This window comes from Corynebacterium kroppenstedtii, assembly GCF_016894245.1.
Taxonomy (GTDB): domain Bacteria; phylum Actinomycetota; class Actinomycetes; order Mycobacteriales; family Mycobacteriaceae; genus Corynebacterium.
Map to the genome: position 1 here is coordinate 1,566,335 of NZ_CP069792.1, position 19,148 is coordinate 1,585,482.

The window sequence follows — 19,148 nt, forward strand, 5'->3', positions numbered from 1 at the left end:
CTCGGCATTGTTTTATTCACCCAGGTGTCTATAACCGCGAGCTCTTAGAAGATAGCTGCAAGCTGCGCCCCCGTTTCTGTTCCGCCAGCAAGCTTTACCATGACAAAAGAACCGCACTGCACACGCTGTCCAACAGGATTCATACACGAACTGTGCTAGTCAGCGTTCGAGGGTGCCGAGCACACGTCGCTCGGAATGAGTAAGCCATCGTGCGCATGACGGACTGGATCATCGGCCCGTGCCGCTATCTAGGGCGCGACCAATGCGGTGCTGCTAAAGGAGAATTGTGGCTGACGCAAGCCGTACACCCCGTCGAAATTCGACAAGAAGAACGACGAACACATCATCACCATCGAAGTCGAGAAATACTCGGGCACCACGAGCAGCCCACACAGAGATGGTTACCGAATTAAGTGCCCTATCTGCCGGGACAAAAGCAGTCATCTCTTCGCTCAACGAGCGTGACCTAGCTGCAAAAACACGTGTTCACCAGTTAGCGAAACTCATCGGGCACACGAGCAAAGAAGTAATCGCCCTCCTCGGTGCCGTCGGAATCAACGTCCGTAGTGCGCAATCGACTGTCACCCGTGAGCAAGTGGCCGAATTCCGTGATCGCGTACAAGCTGCAGACAAAGACAGCTCTGACCACACGCGTGATGACGAGTCTCAGAACGTGGATACCGAGAGGGCTGCGGCAGATAAGGCTGAGGCGAATAAGGCTGAGCAACGTAAGACTGAGCGTGCCGACGTCGGCAAGGCTGAGGCGGAAAAAACCGACGTCGATAAGCCGGATACTAACGAATCAAACGCCGAAGAGCTAGAGACTGAGAGCTCCGGGACCGCTGATAGCCAGGAAGCGAATCATATTTCCATTCCGACTCCCATTTTTATGGCACCCACACCTGTTGCCACGGAGTCCTCGGAATCCCACGGCAATTCAGGCGGTTCTTCCACGTCCGATGAGGAGCCGTCAGGAAACGCAGAGGAGACCTCGGGCATTGACAATGGGGACAATGACGACTCGCCTTCGACATATCGACGCCGCCGGGGTCGTCGCGGTCGGGGCAAGAAAAACGTCGACGAGTCACCGAAATCTCGTAACTCCACAGACCACACCGAGGATGACACCGCGGGAGATGAGCGTGGTTCGTCCTCGAAGCGGTCAAAGAAAAACAATGAGAAAGGCAAATCGGGGGATAAGAAAGACAGTAAGCAGGACGCCAACAAGCGTGACTCCAACAAACGTAAGGATAAGAACAAGAAGGGGCATTATTCAGACAACAGTGATCGCTCCGCAGATGACGGGAAGCAGGAGCCGCAAAAATCCGATGAGCCCACCAAGATCAAGGGCTCGACACGTGCTGCAGCTGCGCGAAAGCGTCGGGAAGAAAACAAGCGTGACAAACACCAGACCATCAGCACGGCTGAGTTTCAGGCGCGCCGGGATGCCGTTCACCGCCGGATGATCGTCCGCGATTCAGTGCGATCCGACGGATCTGGAAAAGTCACGCAAGTCGCGATCATGGAAGACGACCAGTTGGTCGAACACTTCGTGACGTCGGAACGCACGCGGACTCTCGTCGGTAATATTTACTTAGGACGAGTACAAAACGTCTTGGCCAGCATGGAAGCTGCGTTCGTTGATATCGGAACGGATCGCAACGGTGTGATCTACTCCGGGGATATCGATTGGCGGCATACTCGGCATACCGGCCGTCAACGGAAGATCGAAAAAGCGCTCAAGCCGGGCGATCCGATTCTGGTGCAAGTTACGAAGGATTCTGTCGGACATAAGGGGCCACGGCTCACCAGCCACATTTCGTTGGCTGGCCGGTACCTGGTGTACGTGCCCGAAGGGCGTGCGCACGGGGTGTCGCGCAAGTTGCCGGAGCCTGAACGGAAGCGCTTGAAGAAAGCAGTCTCAGGTATTTTGCCTGATGAGGGTGGCGCGATTATCCGTACGGCCGCTGAGGGCGTCGATACCGAGGACATCGCTCGTGATGTTCGTCGTCAGCAAAATGTGTGGGACACGATCCTGGAGAAGGCTGACGAGCTCCGTACTCTGCCGGGGTCACACGCTTCCGCCGGGAAAGGGGCTTCCGGGAAGGGTAAAGGGACCGCGGACTCAGAGAAGGGTTCCGGCAATGGTTCCGCGAAGAAGGATTCGCGGGGAGGTAAAAAAGGGTCGAAGCCGCACTTTGATGGGCCGCAAACACTGCATGAAGAGCCAAATCTTCTGGTCAAGGTCGTTCGCGATCTCTTCAATGAGGACTTCGACGAGCTTATTGTCGACGGGGACCGCTCGTGGTCGATGGTGTCGTCATACATCCACCGTATTGCGCCGGACCTGGAAGAAAAGCTATCGAAGTATGAGCGTCAGGATCACGATGGGCAGGACGCCTTCGGCCACTGGGGTATTGATAAGCAACTGAAACAAGCGCTGGACCGCGTGGTGTTCCTGCCGTCCGGGGGCACTCTTGTCATCGAGAAGACCGAGGCCATGACAGTCATTGACGTCAATACCGGCCGTTTTACCGGCTCGAGCGGCAGCCTCGAAGAAACCGTGACGCGCAACAACCTCGAAGCCGCCGACGAGATCGTCCGTCAGATGCGGCTGCGTGACATCGGTGGCATGATCGTCGTCGACTTCATCGATATGGTGCTGGAAGAAAACCAGGAATTGGTGCTCCGCCGGCTCAGTGAAGCCCTGTCCAAGGACCGGACCCGCCATCAGTTGGGAGAAGTGACATCCCTGGGTCTTGTGCAGATTACCCGCAAGCGACTCGGCAAAGGCTTGGTTGAAACCTTCTCGACGCCGTGCAGTGAGTGTCATGGCCGCGGGTTCATCGTCCACGACGATCCCATCCTGTTGAGCAGCACGGATGATGATGAATCGGATGATGATAGCGCGGCGCTTCAGGACAACGTTGACAACGATCTTCCTGAGTATTCATTTGACGACGACACCGACGATCATGCGGACGATACGTCGAGTGATGCCAAGGATAGTCGCTCTGGGGACGGCCGTGCTGGGGAGAAGGACGACTCTGACGAGTCGACCACGCGTCGGCGTTCTATCGAGGAAATCGCTGCTGCCGCAGTAATTCTTGCCGACGACGAAGATCCTGATGAACCGAGTGGCGCTGATTATCTCCCAGCTGCGCAACAGACTCGGAGCAGTGGCGACGGTGCGGGTGATGCTCCGGCTGGTAGTGGTGCCGACGGCGCTTCAGCTGGCGATGATGCCTCGACGAATGACTCGTCGGGTAAGGAAGATGGGCGACCCCGCCGGAGGCGGCGTCGTAAGGCGACCCGCACATCGCGTGCCCAGCGTGAGGACCAGGTAACGGCTGATCATGCCGAGTCCGACGGGGTGAAGACGAACCAGTCGGAGACCACGACGAAGCATGATGAGGAAACCGCCCACCACGCCGATGCCGATGAGAAGAAGGGGAGCGGAGAGAAGACCACACGCGGTGGTAAGCAGCGTGGTCGGCGTCACGCGACCCGGCGGAAGGCATCGCAGGCCAAGAAGACATCATCGTCCCGGTCCGGAGGCAAGGGATCTCACTCAGCAGACACGTCATCCCAGCATCAGGAGACGTATGAGGAGGCGCAACGGCAGTTTGCACGGTCGCCACGGCGTCGGCGGGCTACCCGTGGAAACTCCCGGTCTGATGTGCCGCCGGAAAAGGGCAACTATTCAGACGGTACAACGGGACGCGGCTCGTCCAGCACGTCAGGCCAGAAACAGTCGGATAATGCGTCGGCCGACACCAAGTCGGAGCGCTCCGACAAGCGGGAAACTCACTCTCAGCACGGATCATCCGCGCGCAAGAATGGCCGACGTCGTGCACGGCGGAGAGCCACCACAACGAAGTGACGGGAAGTCTCAGATGCCCGGGAGCACACGTCGATTCGTTTCACACTGGTAACAATGATATAGACGGTTTTGTTATCCATCGGTGACCGGGTAGTCTTGAGCAGTCGCTGTTCGCAGGCCGACTACCTAGGCCCGTGTGTGCTCATGATTGCACCCCGGGCAACTGTTTATGTCTCATGTCGCGAACACGTTAATAGTCCAGTCAGGGTGATTAGCCCTGAGCCGAGCGAAAAATAAAAAGGGGTAGCCCTCTTATGTACGCGATCGTCAAGACCGGCGGAAAGCAGTACAAGGTTGCTGAAGGTGACCTCGTCAAGGTCGAGAAGATCGAGGGTGAGCCGGGTTCGTCCGTGGCTCTCTCCCCGGTTTTGCTCGTCGACGGTGCCTCAATCACCTCAGGTGATGATCTGTCCTCAGTGTCAGTGAACGCCGAGATCGTCGAGCACACCAAGGGCCCGAAGATCCGCAACATGCATTACAGGAACAAGACCGGATACAAGCGTCGCCAGGGGCATCGTCAGCCGCTGACCGTTGTGAAGATCACCGGCATCAAGTAAGTCTCGCGGCCGCTGGGGGTTCATCACTCACAGCTGCCACGTGCCCGAGTTTTTCCAAGGAGGGAAATCAACCAATGGCACACAAGAAAGGTGCGGCCAGCTCAAATAACGGTCGCGATTCAGAGTCAAAGCGCCTCGGCGTGAAGCGCTTCGGTGGCCAGCAGGTCAAGGCGGGCGAGATTCTTGTTCGCCAGCGTGGTACCTCATTCCACCCCGGCGAGAACGTCGGTCGCGGTGGCGACGACACACTCTTCGCCTTGAAAGCAGGTGCGGTTCAGTTCGCTCGCAAGCGTAACCGTCGCACCGTTAATATCGTCGAGAACGTCGAAGCTGAGCCCGCCAAGGCCTAGTTCGCCGTTTCCGCAGCTCCTCCGGCGTCTTTCCGCCCGGGGGAGCTCTTTTTATATCTGGAATAATCACTCGGCAGGCATGCCAACCATTCCTACCCCACCCCAACCCCAATGATGTTGAGGGAGAACTCGTGAGCCACCACAGCCGGAATAGCACCACAACCCCTCACAGCGAATCTCTGAACCGGGGGTTGGAATCACGGCACATGAACATGATCGCCATCGGGGGCGCCATTGGCACCGGGCTCTTCGTCGCCTCGGGTGCCACGATTGCCGATGCCGGTCCAGGTGGTGCTCTCGTCGCCTACGGTGCCATCGGTCTCATGGTGTTCTTACTGATGCAGTCGCTGGGGGAAATGGCGACGTATTCACCGGTGTCAGGAGCCTTCGCTCACTATGCTCGCGCCTATGTGTCGCCGTCATTTGGTTTTGCCACCGGCTGGAATTATTGGTTTAACTGGGCGATCACTGTAGCAGCAGAACTCGTGGCGGCAGCCCTGGTCATGAAATTTTGGTTCCCCTCGACTCCGGGGTGGGTGTGGTCGGCGATATTCCTCGCGCTCCTCTTTTCGCTGAATATCGTCTCAGTAAAAGGATACGGCGAGGGCGAATTCTGGTTCGCGCTTATCAAAGTTGTTGCGGTGATTGTCTTTCTAGGTTTAGGCGTGCTCATGATCGCCGGTATTTTGGGCGGAAAGTCCCCAGGGTTCTCCAACTGGACCCATGGCGAGGCACCATTTAAAGCAGGATTCCTAGGTATCCTCAACGTCTTCATGATTGCCGGATTTTCATTCCAAGGCACGGAATTAGTCGGAGTCGCAGCCGGTGAATCGCGAAATCCGGATAAAGACATTCCCCGCGCTATCCGCAGCGTCTTCATCCGGATCATGCTTTTCTACATCGGTGCGATTACGGTCATTGGATTCCTTATTCCCTATACCGACCCCAATCTCCTTCGGTCCGACGTCGACAATATCTCCGTTTCACCCTTCACTTTGGTGTTCCAAAACGCGGGTGTTCTTGCCGCAGCGACCATCATGAATGCGGTTATTTTGACCTCGATTTTGTCGGCAGGGAATTCCGGCCTTTATGCGTCGACACGAATGCTGTACGCGATGGCGAAAGATGGTGTTGCACCCCGCATCTTCGCGAAAACATCGAAACGTGGTGTGCCCCGGCCGGCACTGTTCGCCACGACGGCGGTTGGTTTGCTGTGCTTCTTGACGTCGTTGATTGGAGAAGGGGCAGCCTATGAGTGGCTGGTCAATGCGTCGGGCCTAGCCGGCTTCTTAGCGTGGATGTCGATTGCGTGGAGCCATTATCGTTTCCGGCGCGCCTACATCGCCCAAGGGAATGACCCCGCTGACCTGCCCTACCGTGCTCGTTGGTTCCCCGCAGGGCCGATCGTTGCACTGGTGATGTGTGCTGTAGTGATTATCGGTCAGAACTATCAAGCGCTCTTTGATTGGTCTAGTTTCTCTACCATTCTGTCTTCATATATCGGCCTACCGCTTTTTATTGCGCTGTGGGTGGGGCACAAGCTAACCACCCGATCCCATATGGTTTCCCTCGACAATGTCGACATTAGTCGGCACCATCAGATGTAAGATCGGCAGCGCTTGATCCGGTTCACCCGAGCCGTTTCACGGAAGGATTGGAATTCATGCCTCAGTTTGTTGACCGCGTTGTGCTGCATGTCCGGGCCGGCGATGGCGGCCATGGGTGCGCGTCCATTCGCCGCGAGAAATTCGTCCCTTTGGGCGGCCCCGACGGAGGCAATGGGGGCCACGGCGGTGATGTCATTGTGGAGGTCAGCAATCAGGTTCACACGCTCGTCGATTTCCACTTTCACCCGCATATCAAGGCAACCCGGGGCGGTAATGGGGCTGGTGACAACCGCAACGGTGCCCGGGGCGAAGACCTAGTCCTCCCTGTGCCCGACGGCACCGTGGTCACGGAACCCGATGGCACCGTGATTGCGGACTTGACGGGCGTGGGCACCCGTTTCACCATCGCAGAAGGCGGTTACGGAGGGTTAGGGAACGCTGCCCTCGTGTCCAAGGCACGCCGGGCACCTGGTTTTGCTCTCTTGGGCGAGCCTGGTGAAGAGAAAGATGTCGTTCTTGAACTGAAGTCAATTGCCGACGTCGGACTGGTGGGCTACCCCTCGGCCGGGAAGTCGTCTCTGATCAGCGTGCTCTCGGCAGCGAAGCCGAAGATCGCGGATTATCCCTTCACGACGCTGACGCCGAACCTCGGCGTCGTCATGGTGGATAATGACGCTTTTACCATCGCGGATGTTCCCGGTTTGATCCCTGGTGCCTCTGAAGGCCGTGGCCTGGGCTTGGACTTCTTGCGCCATATTGAACGGTGCGCGGTGATCGCCCATGTGGTTGATCCAGCGGCCCTGGAAGCGGACCGAAATCCCGTTGACGATATTCGTGCGTTGGAAGAAGAATTAGCTGCGTACCAAACCGCGTTGGATCACGACACGGGGCTGGGGGATTTACGTGAGCGTCCGCGTGTCATTGTTCTGACGAAAATGGATGTTCCTGACGCGCGTGACATGGCTGAGCTGGAAAAGAATTCCCTCGAACAGTTCGGATGGCCGATTTTCACGATTTCGTCGGTCGCCCACGAGGGCTTGGACGAGCTTCGCTTCGGTTTGTGGGAGATCGTGAAGAAGTATCGGTCTGAGCATCCGGTCGACGAGGAACCGGTGGCGGTTCTTCGGCCCGAGCCCGTAGACAAGCGTCGAGGAAAATTGGGTCGAAAGAGCGCAGCGAAAAACGCTGGGGAAGATTTTGTTGTCCACAAAGACAATGGCACGGACAATGAGCTCGGCGGCTTTATCGTCGAAGGTAAAAAACTAGACCGCTGGATTCGTCAGACCGACTTCGAGAACGATGAAGCAGTGGGGTACTTGGCTGACCGTCTGGCCCGGATCGGTGTAGAGGATGCTCTCTTCGACGCCGGCGCCCAGCCAGGGTGCGATGTGACTATTGGAGACATCACATTTGAGTGGGAGCCGACGACCTCGGCTGGCATCGATCGTGCGCCCGATAGCCGTGGTTCGGATGCACGCTTGTCGCAAAACCATCGGGCTACCGCGGAGGAGCGCAAGCGGGCGTCGCAGGTTCGTCGTGGACTTATTGATGAGTATGACCTTGGGCAAGAAGCGTCTCGTGAGCGGTGGGAAGGATAAGTATCGAGGGTAGTGGACGGGAATAGGTAGACCTGGCGCGCTGTGACGTGCCCAACATTACCGCCACAATGCAAGGAAAAAGACACTGCAGACCGCCGATAATAGGCGGATGGGATATGACAGCTCCTCCTTTTCTTGCTAATACTGGATAGCGTGCTTGATGAGCGGCAGAAGACGTATGCCCTCATCTCTTCATCACTTTTCTGTTCTCAATCTGATGTATCAGGATCGATGCCTTCTTTTACCCAGACCCTGACCCCTGAACAAACAACTAATTACACGACAGATCGCGCGAACGTCGACAACGACGTAGCACCCGACCATTCACAAACGTCTGACCAGGAAGTGTCGGGTCACCAGCCCGACCCCGAACTCCCCTCGAGTTTCCAGCCAGACGCACCTGCCCCTGAGGGAGTACCTATGCGTGACGATGTGCACGTCCATATGCCGGGCCCGGTTGTTCCGGCGAAAGAATTCCAGTTCCCGGACCCCGACCAAGGCATAGATGACCGTGCCGCCGGCCACGAATCCACCGTTCGTGAGCGCATTGCCGACGCTAAGAAAATCGTCGTCAAGATTGGGTCGTCTTCTTTAACGGATGACAACGGAGCTGTTTACCCGGAAGCCATGGACCGTATTTGCGACGCGCTGGAGGCTCGCATGGCTCGTGGTAGCGACGTGATTGTTGTGTCATCGGGCGCGGTGGCGTGTGGCATGAAGCCACTTAACTTGCCGACGAAACCCACCGACTTAGCGACGAAACAGGCAGCTGCCGCCGTCGGCCAGGTGCTATTGGCACAAGAATGGGGACGAACTTTCGCCCGCTACGGCAGGCCGATTGCTCAGGTTTTGTTAACGCAGTCCGATGCGGGCCGTCGTGACCGTGCTCGCAACGCACAGCGCACGATTGATCGCCTTCGCCGTATGCATGTCGTTCCCATTGTTAACGAGAACGACGCGGTGGCGACCTCGGAAATGCGCTTCGGAGACAATGACCGTCTGGCCGCACTGGTGGCACACCTGGTCTCAGCGGACGCGTTAGTGCTGCTGTCCGATGTGGATGGCTTGTATGACCGCAATCCGTCCTCGCCGGGTGCACGCTTTGTGCCCGAGGTCAAAAGCGGCAACGATCTGAAGGAAGTCGCTGCGGGCGACGGCGGCAAATTGGGTACAGGCGGCATGGCCTCAAAACTCTCGGCTGCTCGGTTAGCATCGCGCGCTGGAGTTCCGGTGCTGTTAACGTCGACGGCTAACATCGGCCCGGCATTGAATGATGCGGACGTCGGAACGGCATTCTGGCCACGCGAAGATCGCTTGTCAGCGTGGAAATTCTGGGCACTATATGCTGCCGATGCCAGTGGTACGTTGCGTCTTGACGCGGGCGCGATGAAGGCTGTGACGGAAAAGCATTCGTCGCTTCTTGCTGTTGGTATTCGCCGTGCCGACGGGGACTTCACGGCGGGTGACATTGTCGATATCGTGGGCCCGAAGGGGCAAGTGATTGGCCGCGGTGAGGTTAATTACGATTCGTCAACCTTGGCGGACATGATCGGGCGGTCTTCGGAAGAGCTTCCTGAGTATCTCCATCGTCCCGTGGTGCACCGGGATTATTTGTCCAATTTCGCTTCCCGCGCCTAGGTGGGGCAGTAGGTTAAAAGCATCGTGAGGACATCACGGCCGTGATTGGTAACCGCGGTGTGGTTGATAATCGCGGCGTGACTGACAACCACAATGAGGAAAGGCTTTATGACAACACCTAGCCAGAATCCCCAGAACGACCCGAACACGAACGACGCCAACACCAAGGTTGATGACGAGCGCGCACAGGAGCGCGCCGAAGTCCTCGATAAGGCCCAGCGTGCTCATAACGTTGCTCAATCGCTTCGTTTAGCAACTGTTCAAAAGAATGAGTTGCTTCATCACGCAGCTGATGCATTAGTAAAGTCAGCGTCAACAATTATTGAGGCGAATGATAAAGACGTTGCAGCAGGCCGTGAGAGGGGGATGTCAGAGGCTCTTATCGATCGCCTGATCCTCGATAAGGATCGTATTGAGGGAATCGCTGATGGCCTGCGCCAGGTGGCTGCGCTGCCAGACCCCGTGGGCGACATTGTTCGTGGCTCGACCTTGCCGAATGGCTTGGAGCTGAAACAGGTGCGCGTCCCTCTCGGTGTCATGGGCATGGTTTATGAAGCCCGTCCGAACGTGACGGTTGATGCCTTTGGTCTGGCCCTCAAGTCAGGGAATGTCGCACTGCTCCGAGGCTCGAAATCCGCTGTCCACTCCAATAGCGCCCTGGTGAACGTGCTTCGCCAGGCCTGCGCGGATCAAGGAGTGCCCGAGGACGCTGTGCAGCTTCTGCCATGCACAACCCACGACAGCGTCCAGGATTTGATCACAGCCCGTGGCCTGGTGGACATCGTGATCCCCCGCGGCGGTGCCGGTTTAATCAACGCCGTCGTTACTGGCGCAACGGTGCCAACAATTGAAACGGGCACCGGGAATTGCCACTTTTACGTGCACAAGGACGCCGATCTTGCCGACGCCATCGCGATGGTGATCAATGGCAAGACCCGACGCTGCTCTGTGTGCAATGCGACGGAGACGGTTCTTCTCGACGGCCGCCTGCCTGATGAGGATAAAGTTGCTGTACTCAAGGCCCTCCAGGACGCGGGTGTAACCATCCATGGACGTCAGGAATTGCGCGACCTGGGCGTCGACAATGTGGTGGAAGCACAGGAAGAAGACTGGACCTCGGAGTACTTGTCCATGGACATTGCTGCAGCGATTGTTCCTGACGAACAGGGCGCCGTGGACTGGATTCGCACATATTCAACGGGCCACTCGGAGGCCATTGCCACTCAGGACTGGTCCGCGGCGAAAGAATTTGAAGCTGCTGTGGATGCTGCGGCCGTGTATATCAATGCATCAACGGCGTACACCGATGGTGAGCAATTTGGTTTCGGTGCAGAAATCGGTATTTCTACGCAGAAGCTGCACGCGCGAGGCCCCATGGGGCTGCCGGAATTGACGTCCACGAAGTGGGTCATTTACGGAGAGGGACACACTCGCCCGTAGAGTTTCTTCCGTGATGCAGACATCGACGAACTATCCGCGCCTTGGAATTATGGGCGGCACCTTTGATCCCATTCATCATGGGCACCTGGTGGCCGCCTCTGAGGTCGCGGATCTTTTTTCTTTGGATCGCGTACTTTTCGTTCCGACGGGCCAGCCGTGGCAGAAGAAGAACCGCTCCGTGACGCCGGCTGAAGATCGCTACCTCATGACCACGATCGCGACGGCGTCGAACCCACGGTTCAGTGTGTCGAGGGTGGATATCGACCGCGGTGGCCCCACATATACCGTCGATACGCTCCATGATTTGCACGAGCGATACCCGAACGCCGAATTGTTCTTCATCACCGGTGCCGATGCTGTGGCGAGGATGGCGACGTGGCGTGACTGCTCAGAGATGATGTCGTTGGCGACGTTCGTCGCCGTCACGAGGCCCGGGTATTCGTTGGAGAAAACCGAGCTAGGCCCGTTGGGGAACAGCGTCACGATGGTGGAGGTGCCGGCTATGGCGATTTCCTCCACGAACATTCGTGCGCGTGCGCGGGCGAATCGGCCCATCTGGTATCTCGTGCCCGATGGTGTGGTGCAATACATCGCGAAGGAAAGGCTTTACCAGTCCTCGGGACAGGGTGGGGAGTTAGGTATGTGGTAGCAGTTGGGTATGTGGTAGGCGTGATCCCGTGCCACAATAAGGTTTTGCTGCGCGGAGTTCGCTACCTAGCTAGCGTGGATCTGACCGCGTGTATTCGTTGTGACGGAACATAAACGAATTATCAACAACGGACCACAAAGATCGAACTTTAATAACTAACGACAATAACGAAGGATTTTATGGCTGCATCAAAAGAATCAGTGAGCATGGCGCAGATCGCCGCACGTGCCGCATCGGACAAAATAGCGTCGGACATCGTTGTTTTGGACGTGTCGGGCCAGTTGGTGATTACCGACTGCTTCGTCGTATGTAGTGGTGACAATGAGCGCCATGTCATGTCTATTGCTGACGAAATTGAAGACAAACTCGCTGAAGCGGGCTATAAGCCAGTCCGACGCGAGGGCAGCCGTGAAGCTCGCTGGGTGCTTTTGGATTACAACGACATTGTGGTGCATGTACAACGTGAACCTGAGCGCGATTTTTATGGCCTGGACAGCCTGTGGAAAGACTGCCCGGTTATCGAGGTTGAGGGTATTGAGCCACCTCAGCGTGGTGGGCTTTCTGATACTAGCGACGCAGCTCACAGAGCCGATGTGATTGATGACATTCCGTTGGCCGGTCGCGAACCCGACGCAGGCGAAATTTAGGTAGTAGCGATGGCTCGTCGCCTTATTCTTCTTCGCCATGGCCAGACGGATTACAACGCCACTGGCCGCATGCAGGGGCAAATGGATACGCATCTCAGCGATCTGGGGCGACAACAAGCCCAGCGGACGGCTGACGAATTCAGTCGCTGGGATATCCGCCGGGTGGTGACCTCTGACCTGTCTCGAGCAGCGGAAACTGCAGGCCTTATTGCGGCCCCTCATGGGCTTACTCCCGTACTCGACCAACGCTTACGCGAGACCCATTTGGGCGCATGGCAGGCTCGGTCACATGAGGAGATTGACGCTGCTCATCCTGGTCAGCGCGCGATGTGGCGGCATAACCCGCATTGGGCCCCGCCGGAGGGAGAAACGCGTTTGGAGGTCGCTGCCCGTGCACGCAGCCTTGTGGATGACCTCATGCATTCCTTTCCTGAATGGGAAGGGGGCATCGTCGTGTGTGTGGCTCATGGAGGCACCATCGCCGGTTTGACCTGCTCCTTATTGGGGCTGCCGACGGACAACTACGCGTCATTTTCGGGCCTGGGGAATACGAGCTGGGCTCAGCTGATCGCACGCCCACGTTTCCACTACGACCACTCGACCGTCGACAAAGCCAGTGATCGGCCAGCGGATCTCGCGTTGGACACGACCCCGGTAGCGACGTTCTCTGAATCTACTATCGACGACGCGCAATGGTATCTGGACGCGTGGAATGCATCCGCGCTGGGTGTTCCTTTTGCTCCTGCTCAACCGGGTACCGAGGGTATTGGTGTGACGTATACCAGGACGTCTGTTGAGGGGCTGCAGTGACTGTCCGCGTCATTACTGATTCTTCATCCTGTTTGCCCGTTGAGCGCGCGCGGAAATGGGGCATCACCGTCCTCCCTCTGCATGTCGTGTCCTCCGACGACGCAAGTTCAACGTCGGGGCTGACCGCTTTGGAACTCGCCGCGGCTTATGGCCGGGAGATGGAACGTTCTGGCGACGACGGTGTCGTCGCTGTTCACCTTGGACAAAAGCTCAGTAGTACCTGGTCAGCGGCGGTGGCCGCCTCTGCGGTTTTTGAAGGGAAAGTCAGAGTTATTGAAACGGATTCGATCGGGATGCCGGTGGGAGAAGCTGCTACGGCAGCTGCTCGCGCGGCGCAGAATGGTGGCGACCTCGAGGAGTGCGCGAGACGTGCGTCGATGATCACCGGGCATTCGCAATTGTTTCTCTACCTCGAGCGCACGGATAGTTTGCGCCGCTCGGGGCGGATGAGCACGATGACATCGTTGATGTCATCCGCTTTGCCCGTGAAGTCGCTGTTTTCCCTGCATGATGGCAGTTTCGGCGTCGTTGCACGGACACGTACGCAGGCAAAAGCCTTTACTCGACTTGTCGACATGGTGGTGGATGCTGCGATGGCGACCACCGGTGTTGACGACCCGGATCACTCCAGCACGGATACTGGCCTCACCACTTCCCGCAGGGCAAATGCAGATCTGGAGCCCCTGCGTATTTGCATTCACCATTCGGGTGCTGATGATCGTGCACGCATTGTTAGTGTGGGGCTGAAAAGAGCCTTAGGAAAAAGCAATACATTTGTTGACCTGGGAAAACGATGGGGGATGGATGAGCTCCCGTCTGCTGATGTGGTGCTGACGCAGGCCGAACTCTCCCCGGCTTTGGCGGCGCACACCGGTGCCGGCGCGATTGCGGTTTCGGTGACCAAAACCGGTAACGCTGCTGAGTCGTAGCGGGCACTGCCATGCGCTGAGCAGTAGTGGGCGCTGTCAATCTTTGTGGATAACTTCTTTTATCCACAACGTGATCGTCCCGATGGCCGATGTGCCCAGCGATGAGGGGGCACGTTATCTAGGCTCCGGCTTATGAATAGCAGTGGCAGTGTGGGTATAGCGCGAGCGGACGTCGCCAATGAGGCCAACTCGCTTGAGTGCAGTCCGGGTGACTATATTTCAAGCGACTTCGTGCCACGCTCCCAACCCGCTCCTTCACAGCCTGATCGTTCGCAGTTCCATCACCCGCAACTCGATCACTCGCAACTCGATCACTCGCACCGTGAACTAAAGCGCGGACATTCACCGTCGGGGTCGCAGGACACCGTGCCCTCACCTGTACCTAAGCAATTGGGAGGCAGCGTGGTTCGCGATCGAATCAGGATGTTCGACGCTGACCGCGCAGAGGGAAACAGCAGCATTGCCCTTTATGACTTCTCTCGCGACGGCCATGCCCGACGCGGTATCCGGCTTCTTCAGGGGATGTCGCCGCGGGCGTGCGTCGGAATAGTTGTCCTTGCTGTACTCGTGGTGTCCACTGTGATCGGCTTCGCGTTGATGGGGAAGGACAATAGTCAGCGCCCCGTATCTAAAGCGGCCCAAGTGGTGTCGGCCGATGCAGAGACCCGTCCTGGGGAGGCGAGAGAAAAAACCGATACAGAATCGTCGGACCGTGATTCAACAGGTGTCCCGGCGCATAAAAAACAGGCCGGGGCTCAGGAGGGAGCGCATGACAACCACGGGGCAGCATCGCAGCCTATTACGGTAGCGGTCGTCTGCAATGTTGTTCATCCAGGATTAGTGGCCTTGGATGCCCACGCTCGGGTTGACGACGCCATCAACGCGGCCGGTGGTTTGACCGATCATGGCCGGTGGGATGGTCTTAATAGGGCGCAAAAGCTACTCGATGGACAACAAATATGCGTGGGAGAGGAGGGACAAGACGGCACAATTATCGGTGGTGAACCGGCCGGAAACACCGGATCGCAATCGGGGGTTTCGGTGGGAGGTCCGGGCAGTGGATCCGCGCCGGGGCAGGTGCCACCAGCTACCTCGGGGGGCGGGACGAATATCAATACCGCAGGTGAGGCCGAGCTGACCGCCATACCAGGTGTGGGGCCCAAAACGGCATCGGCAATTATTGCCTACCGTGAGCAGAATGGACCTTTTCGAAGTGTCGACCAATTGGCCGAAGTTAAAGGAATAGGCCCCGCAAAACTGGCTGCAATGCGCGATGCCGTCACGATCTGACAACCCGCCTGCTGTGCAGGATAACCGTCCCACACATCCGGACCGTAAAGAAGTAAACCCACAAGCTCCTTTGGATGGCCGTCTACTGCCCTGCGCTGCTGGTGTATGGACAGCTAGTGGTGTCGTCGTGTGGTTCCGATGGGGAACGCCAGAAACGACCAATTTTCATGGTGGTGGGGACTTCCTTGGCTGGTGCCTTGGCCATACCATATTCGTTGTGGTGGTGTGTGCCGCTTTAGCAGTAGCGTTGCTGATCGCCGCACGCTGTTGCGTGAATTGCCGTCGGCGTAGGTACCGCGGGGGAATCGCGAGTGCTGCGGCTCGTTCATGGGTGCTGCAGCTTCTCATGGTTGCAGTGGGCGCCCTCATCGGTGGGGCCAGATCGATCTATGCCACGCGTCGGTCGTCAAGCCATTGGTTAGCCCGTAAACAGGGCAGCCACTTGCTTATCGACCAATCAATGGACTGCACTGCTACGTCCTACCCGCGTCGACTCCCCGAAAGTCCCTTCGCCCCAGGGCAGGAGCGTTATGGCGTGTCGGTGTCTTTCAAAGGGATGCCGGCCGATATTTTCGTCTCAGGTGGGCCCGAACTTCGCGCAGTTAACCCTGGTCAGCGCCTCGGAGGCCTCGTTTCGGTAAGAGAAGCTTTCCAGCCGGGCACTGCACCAGTGACACTGTCATCTGCGGGGCAAAATGGATCAGGCCAGGGCTTACACGTCGTGCAGCAACCTCCCTCCTGGCCGATGGGGTGGAGTGTCAGCCGGTTATGGAATGTCGTGTGTCAAGCGATGTCTGCTGTCCATCGGGAGTTCCTTGAGGCCTCGCGTCGCTATGTGCCTGAGGATCTGCAGGGCTTGGCTCAGGGGATGGTGATTGGTGATACGTCGTTACAATCTGACGATGATAAGGCAGCTTTTGTCACCTCTGGTCTCAGCCACTTGTCTGCGGTATCCGGGGCGAATGTTGCGATTGTTCTCGGAGTGGTTGCCGCGATCGTATCCACCGAGCGTCCCCGTGTTCGTTATCTATGTGCGGGGTGCTCATTGGTGGGATTTGTTCTTCTCATCGGATTGGATGCTTCCGTGTTGCGGGCGGCTGTCGCGGGCACGGTGGGGCTTCTCGCCGCGATGGCGGGGAGGCGTCGTCAAGCCTTGCCCGCCTTATGCACTGGAATCATCGGGCTCGTGATATGGAACCCGGACATGGCTGTGTCGTTGGGTTTTGCCTTATCGTGCGCAGCGACGGCCGGCATTATTTGTCTCGCACCCCCTTTGTCCGATGCTATTGAGAACGTTGTGGTGCGTGTATTGACTGCGTACGGGAAGCCCGGTGAGGTATCGCGGCGCGCTCGGGCTGTTATCACCGGATGTGCCGTATGTGTAGCTGCAGATGTGGTAACTCAACCTATTATTTTGCTTGTTATTGGCCGAACCTCGGCCCTTTCAAGCGTGGCCAATTCCTTAGTCGGGTGTGTCGTTGCGCCCGTAACTATCATCGGGACCATTACGCTCGTTCTGTGCGCACTCAGCGTCATAGCTCATCTTGTGGGGGTACGTGCGGGAACGGTATGTGACACCATTCAATGGCTAAGCGATTCGTTTTGCCACGGAGCCACCTGGCTGGCGTCAGTAGGTATGGCTGCGTGCACACCGGTTCTGTGGTGGATTCGTCGGGTCGGGCACGCGATAGCCAGGTGTGAGGCCGCCCAGTTGGTCGTCGGATCACCACGTTCAGCAATTATTGTTATTGCAACAGTTGCCGGTTCCTCCTTCCTCTTGTCGACACTGTGGACAGGTGGTTTTATCCGAGTGGTGTTCAGGGTTCCTAGCTGGACAGCCGGTTCTGCACCAGGGCGGCTCCAGCGGTGGATGACGAGCCGATGGATAACAAGCTGGTGGGGCAAAACACTGGGGACCTTCGGAGTCAGTATGATCGCCCTGTCGACGTGTGTAGCAGTAACGGGCGGTACGGCTGCGGGTGAGCGCGACCGCTCCGGAGAGTTCTCCGCAGGAGTGAGCACGAGGGCTGGGGGATCGCGCCATCACGTACCGGAGTACGCGTTGCGACCACCACGTGACGCCTTCGACCATTTGCGAACCGTGCGCCACTTAGTGAGGCCCCCTTCATTCCCGCCGGCTCAGTGGACCGCCGCCGTATGTCCGTTTTCGTCGTCGATCTCGGTGGCGATATGGCCAGATAGTCACTACACCCTCATCACCGTCGACGAGCAGCCCCTTGTACCCACTGACGATGTGGCCTCACGCCTTCAGCGGCGTATTAACGATTGCGCCCGTGAGCTGAAACTATCGCCGCGTAGCCTTGTTGCCGATGACGTTTCACACCGTGAGGATGACGAGGCTGTCGTATTCGTCAGCAATAAAAAACAGATCGATCCAGGGGTGTCGTCTGCACGATGGTTCATTGTCACCGATCCGCCGTCACCGTCATCGTCGGCATCCCATTCGAGTACGAGTAAACAATCTTTTCGCCCGACACAACTGGCTAATGGAACACCGGTTACCACGCTTGTCGATGAAGGCATTGTCGCCCTGCACAGCAACGGACAAACCTGTTCATGGAGGTTCTGCCCATGAGCCGCGTGATGTCCCCAGCGGCCAGTAGACTGACGAACATGGCACCATCACGGAGGTCGCGCACTACATTCAGCACTGCAGAGGGATCGGTGGTACCCGCACCCGTGCATATCATCGTTGGAACAGAAGATTTCCTCGCAGATCGTCACCGCCATGCCATCGTCAAACGTGTGCGTGAGAACTCGCCCACGGGCGATGACCTCACCGTCACCACAGTCCGCGCGGGAGACATCACGGGTCCCGAACTCACTGAGTTACTGAGCCCAAGTCTCTTCGGTGAGGACCGCGTGGTCGTCATAACAAACATGAACGATGCGGGTAAAGAGCCGGCATCGTTTGTACTTGCCGCTGCTCAAGACCCCGCGCCGGGCATCACCTTGATCATTCAACATTCGGGTGAAGGACGGACGAAGGCCATGGTGCCCAAGCTTCTTAAGTTGGGAGAAGAACACCGGGCTGACGCCATTCCGGTTCGTGAATTGCCCACTTTTGTGCAGTCAGAATTCCGTCGGCTTCGCGTGCGGGTGAGCCCAGACGTTGTCTCTACCCTCATCGAGAGCGTCGGTTCTGATGTGCGTGAATTGGCGTCGGCAGTGAGCCAACTGGTCGCCGACAACGACGGGAAAGTCGATGTGGAGGCCGTGCGACGGTATTACACCGGTACCGCGGAAGTTAGCAGTTTTTCCATTGCTGACGACGTTATCGCTGGCAACGTGGACCAGTCGGTGGCAAAAGTGCGTCGGGCTCTCCAGTTGGGGGTTGCCCATATGGCTATATCAACGGCGGTGTGTCGGGGGATAAGCGAGGTTGCCCGGCTCAGTGGCCATCGGCGTATTGATCCCTATCGTGATGCGTCGCGGTTAGGAATGCCACCGTGGAAACTGAAAAGGACAGCGCCGATAGCCCAGAGATGGTCGCAGGCTGCGATTGCCGAGGCTGTGCAGGTTGCCGCGCGCATGGAAGCAGGAATCAAAGGCGCCGCGGGCGACCAAGACAGTGCTGTCGAGCTAGGTGTGCGACGTCTGGCGGAGCTTGCGCGGATGCAATAATCGCGAGTGCAATGAAAAACCCCGCTCCGGTCGGAGCGGGGAAAATCTAGTCAGTGGGCCTGAGAGCGGGTGACCGAAAGATCACACGGACTTGCCACCCACACG

At 57.6% G+C, this 19,148-nt stretch carries 14 protein-coding genes; all 14 read left to right on the top strand.

Features of this window, described 5'->3' with window-relative positions; translation table 11 throughout:
* Positions 1-286 precede the first annotated feature (286 nt).
* The 14 genes from I6J23_RS06855 to holA all read left to right on the top strand — a co-directional run bounded on the left by I6J23_RS06855 (position 287) and on the right by holA (position 19,043).
* On the top strand, positions 287-3,883 hold the full coding sequence (locus I6J23_RS06855; RefSeq protein WP_204581426.1) for a translation initiation factor IF-2 N-terminal domain-containing protein: 3,597 nt from the start codon (positions 287-289) through the stop codon (positions 3,881-3,883).
* A gap of 254 nt (positions 3,884-4,137) precedes the next feature.
* Positions 4,138-4,440, top strand: a complete 303-nt coding sequence (gene rplU / locus I6J23_RS06860) for a 50S ribosomal protein L21 (RefSeq protein WP_204581427.1) — start codon at positions 4,138-4,140, stop codon at positions 4,438-4,440.
* Positions 4,441-4,514: 74 nt separating this feature from the next.
* Positions 4,515-4,790 (top strand): 50S ribosomal protein L27, encoded by a 276-nt coding sequence (rpmA, locus tag I6J23_RS06865; protein ID WP_012731987.1) that lies wholly within the window; start codon positions 4,515-4,517, stop codon positions 4,788-4,790.
* 212 nt (positions 4,791-5,002) lie between these two features.
* Complete coding sequence (locus I6J23_RS06870) at positions 5,003-6,397, top strand: amino acid permease (protein WP_373369105.1); 1,395 nt, start codon at positions 5,003-5,005, stop codon at positions 6,395-6,397.
* Between the two features lie 56 nt (positions 6,398-6,453).
* Positions 6,454-7,995 (top strand): GTPase ObgE, encoded by a 1,542-nt coding sequence (gene obgE, locus I6J23_RS06875; protein WP_204581428.1) that lies wholly within the window; start codon positions 6,454-6,456, stop codon positions 7,993-7,995.
* Between the two features lie 420 nt (positions 7,996-8,415).
* A complete protein-coding gene (gene proB, locus I6J23_RS06880; RefSeq protein ID WP_239455048.1) occupies positions 8,416-9,633 on the top strand; it encodes a glutamate 5-kinase in 1,218 nt (405 codons plus the stop codon).
* A 108-nt stretch (positions 9,634-9,741) separates the two neighbouring features.
* Positions 9,742-11,073 carry a glutamate-5-semialdehyde dehydrogenase gene (locus tag I6J23_RS06885; protein WP_204581429.1) on the top strand — a complete coding sequence of 444 codons (1,332 nt, stop codon included), beginning with the start codon at positions 9,742-9,744 and terminating at the stop codon, positions 11,071-11,073.
* A 13-nt stretch (positions 11,074-11,086) separates the two neighbouring features.
* Positions 11,087-11,722 (top strand): nicotinate-nucleotide adenylyltransferase, encoded by a 636-nt coding sequence (nadD, locus tag I6J23_RS06890; protein WP_204582972.1) that lies wholly within the window; start codon positions 11,087-11,089, stop codon positions 11,720-11,722.
* A gap of 179 nt (positions 11,723-11,901) precedes the next feature.
* Positions 11,902-12,369, top strand: coding sequence for a ribosome silencing factor (gene rsfS, locus I6J23_RS06895; protein ID WP_204581430.1), 468 nt, complete (start codon positions 11,902-11,904; stop codon positions 12,367-12,369).
* Positions 12,370-12,378: 9 nt separating this feature from the next.
* The gene (locus I6J23_RS06900; RefSeq protein ID WP_204581431.1) at positions 12,379-13,179 is read left to right on the top strand and encodes a histidine phosphatase family protein; all 801 of its coding nucleotides are present in this window, start codon (positions 12,379-12,381) and stop codon (positions 13,177-13,179) included.
* Positions 13,176-14,108: a DegV family protein gene (locus I6J23_RS06905; protein WP_204581432.1), complete on the top strand. Its 933-nt coding sequence runs from the start codon at positions 13,176-13,178 to the stop codon at positions 14,106-14,108. The genes I6J23_RS06900 and I6J23_RS06905 overlap by 4 nt, the downstream gene beginning before the upstream one ends.
* Before the next feature lie 132 nt (positions 14,109-14,240).
* Positions 14,241-15,398: a helix-hairpin-helix domain-containing protein gene (locus I6J23_RS06910; protein WP_204581433.1), complete on the top strand. Its 1,158-nt coding sequence runs from the start codon at positions 14,241-14,243 to the stop codon at positions 15,396-15,398.
* Positions 15,382-17,994 carry a ComEC/Rec2 family competence protein gene (locus I6J23_RS06915; RefSeq protein ID WP_204581434.1) on the top strand — a complete coding sequence of 871 codons (2,613 nt, stop codon included), beginning with the start codon at positions 15,382-15,384 and terminating at the stop codon, positions 17,992-17,994. The genes I6J23_RS06910 and I6J23_RS06915 overlap by 17 nt, the downstream gene beginning before the upstream one ends.
* 38 nt (positions 17,995-18,032) lie before the next feature.
* On the top strand, positions 18,033-19,043 hold the full coding sequence (gene holA / locus I6J23_RS06920; RefSeq protein ID WP_204581435.1) for a DNA polymerase III subunit delta: 1,011 nt from the start codon (positions 18,033-18,035) through the stop codon (positions 19,041-19,043).
* The last annotated feature ends 105 nt before the right edge of the window (positions 19,044-19,148 follow it).